The organism is Pseudogemmobacter faecipullorum (genome assembly GCF_020539525.1).
GTDB lineage: Bacteria > Pseudomonadota > Alphaproteobacteria > Rhodobacterales > Rhodobacteraceae > Pseudogemmobacter > Pseudogemmobacter faecipullorum.
In genome coordinates this window covers 1-3,903 of record NZ_JACDXX010000053.1, presented here as the reverse complement: position 1 = coordinate 3,903, position 3,903 = coordinate 1, and the positions used below count along the sequence as shown (strand labels likewise).

At 63.2% G+C, this 3,903-nt stretch carries 7 protein-coding genes; all 7 read left to right on the top strand.

Annotated elements, in window-relative coordinates; translation table 11 throughout:
* The first annotated feature begins 606 nt into the window (after window positions 1-606).
* The 7 genes from H0485_RS20890 to H0485_RS20860 all read left to right on the top strand — a co-directional run bounded on the left by H0485_RS20890 (window position 607) and on the right by H0485_RS20860 (window position 3,868).
* Complete coding sequence (locus tag H0485_RS20890; RefSeq protein ID WP_169742256.1) at window positions 607-771, top strand: hypothetical protein; 165 nt, start codon at window positions 607-609, stop codon at window positions 769-771.
* Window positions 772-994: 223 nt separating this feature from the next.
* Complete coding sequence (locus H0485_RS20885) at window positions 995-1,480, top strand: DUF6878 family protein (protein WP_226937825.1); 486 nt, start codon at window positions 995-997, stop codon at window positions 1,478-1,480.
* 11 nt (window positions 1,481-1,491) lie between these two features.
* Window positions 1,492-1,725, top strand: a complete 234-nt coding sequence (locus H0485_RS20880) for a DUF6915 family protein (protein WP_435531525.1) — start codon at window positions 1,492-1,494, stop codon at window positions 1,723-1,725.
* A gap of 72 nt (window positions 1,726-1,797) precedes the next feature.
* Window positions 1,798-2,049 carry a hypothetical protein gene (locus tag H0485_RS20875; protein ID WP_435531524.1) on the top strand — a complete coding sequence of 84 codons (252 nt, stop codon included), beginning with the start codon at window positions 1,798-1,800 and terminating at the stop codon, window positions 2,047-2,049.
* A gap of 73 nt (window positions 2,050-2,122) precedes the next feature.
* The gene (locus H0485_RS20870; RefSeq protein WP_226937824.1) at window positions 2,123-2,560 is read left to right on the top strand and encodes a hypothetical protein; all 438 of its coding nucleotides are present in this window, start codon (window positions 2,123-2,125) and stop codon (window positions 2,558-2,560) included.
* Window positions 2,557-3,414, top strand: coding sequence for a DUF7007 domain-containing protein (locus tag H0485_RS20865; protein WP_226937823.1), 858 nt, complete (start codon window positions 2,557-2,559; stop codon window positions 3,412-3,414). The genes H0485_RS20870 and H0485_RS20865 overlap by 4 nt, the downstream gene beginning before the upstream one ends.
* Window positions 3,415-3,541: 127 nt before the next feature.
* Window positions 3,542-3,868 carry a hypothetical protein gene (locus tag H0485_RS20860; RefSeq protein WP_226937822.1) on the top strand — a complete coding sequence of 109 codons (327 nt, stop codon included), beginning with the start codon at window positions 3,542-3,544 and terminating at the stop codon, window positions 3,866-3,868.
* Window positions 3,869-3,903: the final 35 nt, after the last annotated feature.

The following is a 3,903-nucleotide window of genomic DNA, read 5'->3' as shown; positions in this document are numbered from 1 at the left end:
AGACGCTGCCGCGTCCGCTAGCGCGGACACGCTTCATGATCCGATCGGGAACAGAGGCAGATACAGTCTTCATGTGTTAGAAAATAGGCTATGTTTTTCTTCCAATCAAGTGTGCGAGGTAACGCGCTCTGACTCTTGTACAGGCTGAGATTGTCGCGGTCGCGGACAGGGGGGACGAGGGGTGTGCTCGGCGGGGTGCGAAGGGGCTGAGTTCGGCGCTTGCGCCCTGTGCCAGGGGTCTATCAGGCATTCGCTGGAAGCCACCGTATTCATCGTCGGTGCGGCACAGATCTGCAATCTGGCCTGAAACACGTCGACGCCTTTGATCAGCGAAGCGCCAAGGCTGGCGGCAGCGGAGGCATCCCGTCATGGGATCAGGCTCCTGTCAGAGCCAAAGCCCCATCCCCGCTTCCATTCGCAAACCTTGGTCCGATCCTTCTCTTTGAAATCAACCCGTAAAGGGTCGGCTTGACGCTTTGCGTGCCGCCCTCGGGGATTCGGGCAAGAGGCCCGAACGCCCTCGGGTGATTGCAGATCCGGTCAGACACTTCGGGCGCCTGTTGAGCGGGGGATGGTCCCTCGTCTCCAAAGACAGGAGCCAGTCCCATGTCCAAGAAGGATGCCACCGCTTTCGCCGCCAGCCTCGCCGCCACGCTGATGGTCTCGATCGTCGTGTTTCAGGCCGGCGATGGCAGCCATGCCGCCATGCCCGCCGATGAATATGATGGCGATGAGACGCTCATCGCCCTGGAGATCGACCCTTGGCAGTGAGGCGCGCAAGCGCCTCACCCCCCTTCGGCCGGCCCGCGCGCGGCGGGCCGCGCCGTCCACCGGGGTCGCGCGATCACCCGCCTGTGGCGCGCGCCGCACGGAGGAGCCGGGATGAACCCCGGTGCGGGAGAGGTCGAGGAGGGATCCGGGAAGGGCGAGCCTTCCGGTCCCAGAGAGAGCGCCGGTCGGCTTCACCTGTCCCTTCGCTCTCAGGAGAAGTCCCATGACCCACGAGATAGCAGCCACCCCGGAAGGCAACCTGGCGGTCGCCATGGCGCAGTTTGATGCCTCGCAACTGGCGCATCAGACGCTCAGCACCACCGCAATGGCGCAGAACAAGGAGACGCTGTTCGCGGCCATGCGCGCCGCCGGGATCTCCGAGATCATCGTCACCTTCGACGGCGCCGGCGACAGTGGGCAGGTCGAAGACATCGATGCCCGCCGTGGTGAAATCGTAGTGCCGATGCCGGACACCGCGATCACCCTCGCACAGGTCAGCTGGGGCATCAGCGAGATTTCGACCAGCAGCATGTCGCTCTCGGACGCTGTCGAGACCCTCGCCTATGACCTCCTCTCGGACAGCCATGGCGGCTGGGAGAACTGCGACGGCGCGTTCGGCGAGTTCCATTTCGACGCCGAGGCCGGGACGATCCTGCTCGACTACAACGAGCGGTTCACCTCTTCCGAACAGTTCAACCACACCTTCTGAGGGCAGGGCAAATGGCACATCCCTATCATCACGCCCTGTCCTCAGTGAAGAAATGGGGCGGCGAAGTCGAGGATTATATCGAGCTGCATAGCTGGTTCGATTCCTCGAAACTGATCCTTGCTGACTTCCGGCACCGAGCTTTGCGCCACCATGCCGAAGGTATCTTCTTGCTGGAAACAGTGTTCGGCAAGACTCTGACCCTCTCCTCCGGCCGGGTAATCCCGACGCGATGGGTGGGCGAGTAGCATGTCCGCGAGGATCTCGGCCACATCCCGAGCTTCGCCGACTGGGCACGCGCGATCCGGCCAGAACCCTGGATGGGGCGCACGCCGAAGATCGAGGCCGAAGTGGAGCCGTTGCCTGCAGCCCCGACGGCGCCTCCCGATCCGTTCTACCCCCTTCTCGGCCTTTCACCTGATGCCGCAGCGTTCACAGTTCTTCGCGCCGCGGCCCGGGCCTTCCATCCTACTATCCGCAAGGATTCCGGTCTCAGGCTCGCCCGGCGGCGTTTCTACCGCCAGATGCTGGCCGCCCATGCGGCTGCAGTTTCCACATTCCCAGGCACCTGACCCATTCCTTCAGCCCAATCCCAATCAGACCCAGCCTCGTGCCGGGTTTTCCATTTCTGACAAGGAGCCTGTCATGGCCGACTATTTCACGCACTTCTCCTGCCTGCTCGATACGGGCTCGCCCGAAAACGCCGCCAAGGCGATGGCGCTGTTCCACCGCTTGCGCGCCGAAGAGGCGGATGCCGACGAGCCTGCTTTCGACGGCTTCGAACTTGTCCAGCAGGACGGGCCGAGCGGCTCGCAGCTTTGGATCCATGATGATGATCAGGGTGATGTCGAGGGCGTCATCAACTTCGTGCTGCGCCTTGCCGAAGAGCTGAACCTCACCGGTCTCTGGGGGTTCGACTATGCCAATACCTGCTCTCGCCCCAGGGTCGAGGCTTTCGGCGGTGGGGCGCATGTCATTGATCTGGGTGCTCGCAAAAGCATCGGCTGGATCAGCACGCATGAATGGTTGAAAGCCGTTCTGAATGGCGAGGACATCGACGCCGTGGAGGCGGTTGCAGGATGAACATCACGGTTTCGATCACCTCCACTTCTCCCTCCCGGCATCTGCCCGTCGTCGAGTTTGGGCGCAGCGCCGACGGCCTGCTGGTCGCGCGGGTCGGCGACACCGCCTTCGCGATGGTGCCGACCCGGCAGGGACGTCATTTCCTGGCGACAGGCTTGCGGCTCTCTCTCCCGCTGGAAACATGGAGGCGCGACGACTTCTACGGCCATTCCGGCGATGTGGCCGACGAGGCCGCGTTCCGGGCGCTTGTCGCCGAGAATGCTGAACACCAGCGTGAGCGTGCTGCACTCGGGCGACGTGAGGTTGGCTCGCGGGTCCATACACCATGGGGCGCGTCGCGGGGCGCGACGATCTATGGTGAAGGTGTGCTCTGCCACACCACGGCCGGGCATGGGGGGTTCGAGCTTGCACCAGAGCAGAACGACCGCGTGCATCTGCTGCTGCGATCCTCCTCCGGCTTCTACGAGGAGGACGCTGAATGGGCAGCGGTTGCGCAGGCGCTGCCGGAACTGTTCACGGGTTATGAACGCCGTCTGGCCGATGAGGCACTGCGCAATCACTGGCCGGAAGCCTGGGAGGCCATACATGGCCGCTCCCTTCAGCCCGGCGAATCCCGGGAGCAGGATCGCCAGATCTTCGAGTGTCAGCACGCTGGAGACTGGATTGCTATCTCGGCAGTCATTTCGGATCGCTTTCCGGGTTTCGTGGAAACGACTGCGACGCCGGGCGGGCAGCGTGGCTCGGGCGTCGACCGCCGCCGCTTCCTCATCCCCTCGGCCGAGTATGAACCCGGTCTGTTCGGGTTCGTGATCGATCCCACGCGGCATCGAGATCTGACCAATGGCGATGACTGACTGTCGGTTCCGCTGATCTCGGCCGTGCGCGCCTTGTGCGCGACCGGGAGGAAGAGGTGGGGCGCGGTAAAGCGACGGGTCATGAGCTGGGAGAGAGGCTTCCGCTGCCCGTCGTGGAGACACCGCGATGACCTATACTGGTTCAACTGAAGGGTTTCGATCCGCCGGGCGGGTGCTGATCAGCCAGGCCCTTGCGCAGCTTCAATTGGCGCAGCGCTATCCTCTGACCGTCAGCTGTTCCGGCGAGGCGCGCTATCTCGATCCCGAGCTCGAGCAGTGGGCCTTCGAGCGCAGCGTCGATCTCGGCACCTGTGACAGCCTTGTGGATGCGATGATGCTGGTGTCAACGCGCCTTGGAAGCGGGAGAGTGTCCTGTCTTTTGTGTATGAGTGATCCGGTCCATGCTTCATCGAAAGGAAGCATGCATGACGATCTCCAAGGAACTACTGGATGAGCTGCTGAAGGGCGTTGAGCGCCCCGAGGATTTTT

What these genes read in the sequence shown, in the direction of transcription:
- H0485_RS20890 (WP_169742256.1), top strand. Translation starts at nt 607, where the DNA reads ATGTCCAAGAAGGATGCCACCGCTTTCGCCGCCAGCCTCGCCGCCACG.
- H0485_RS20885 (WP_226937825.1), top strand. Translation starts at nt 995, where the DNA reads ATGACCCACGAGATAGCAGCCACCCCGGAAGGCAACCTGGCGGTCGCC.
- H0485_RS20880 (WP_435531525.1), top strand. Translation starts at nt 1,492, where the DNA reads ATGGCACATCCCTATCATCACGCCCTGTCCTCAGTGAAGAAATGGGGC.
- H0485_RS20875 (WP_435531524.1), top strand. Translation starts at nt 1,798, where the DNA reads ATGGGGCGCACGCCGAAGATCGAGGCCGAAGTGGAGCCGTTGCCTGCA.
- H0485_RS20870 (WP_226937824.1), top strand. Translation starts at nt 2,123, where the DNA reads ATGGCCGACTATTTCACGCACTTCTCCTGCCTGCTCGATACGGGCTCG.
- H0485_RS20865 (WP_226937823.1), top strand. Translation starts at nt 2,557, where the DNA reads ATGAACATCACGGTTTCGATCACCTCCACTTCTCCCTCCCGGCATCTG.
- H0485_RS20860 (WP_226937822.1), top strand. Translation starts at nt 3,542, where the DNA reads ATGACCTATACTGGTTCAACTGAAGGGTTTCGATCCGCCGGGCGGGTG.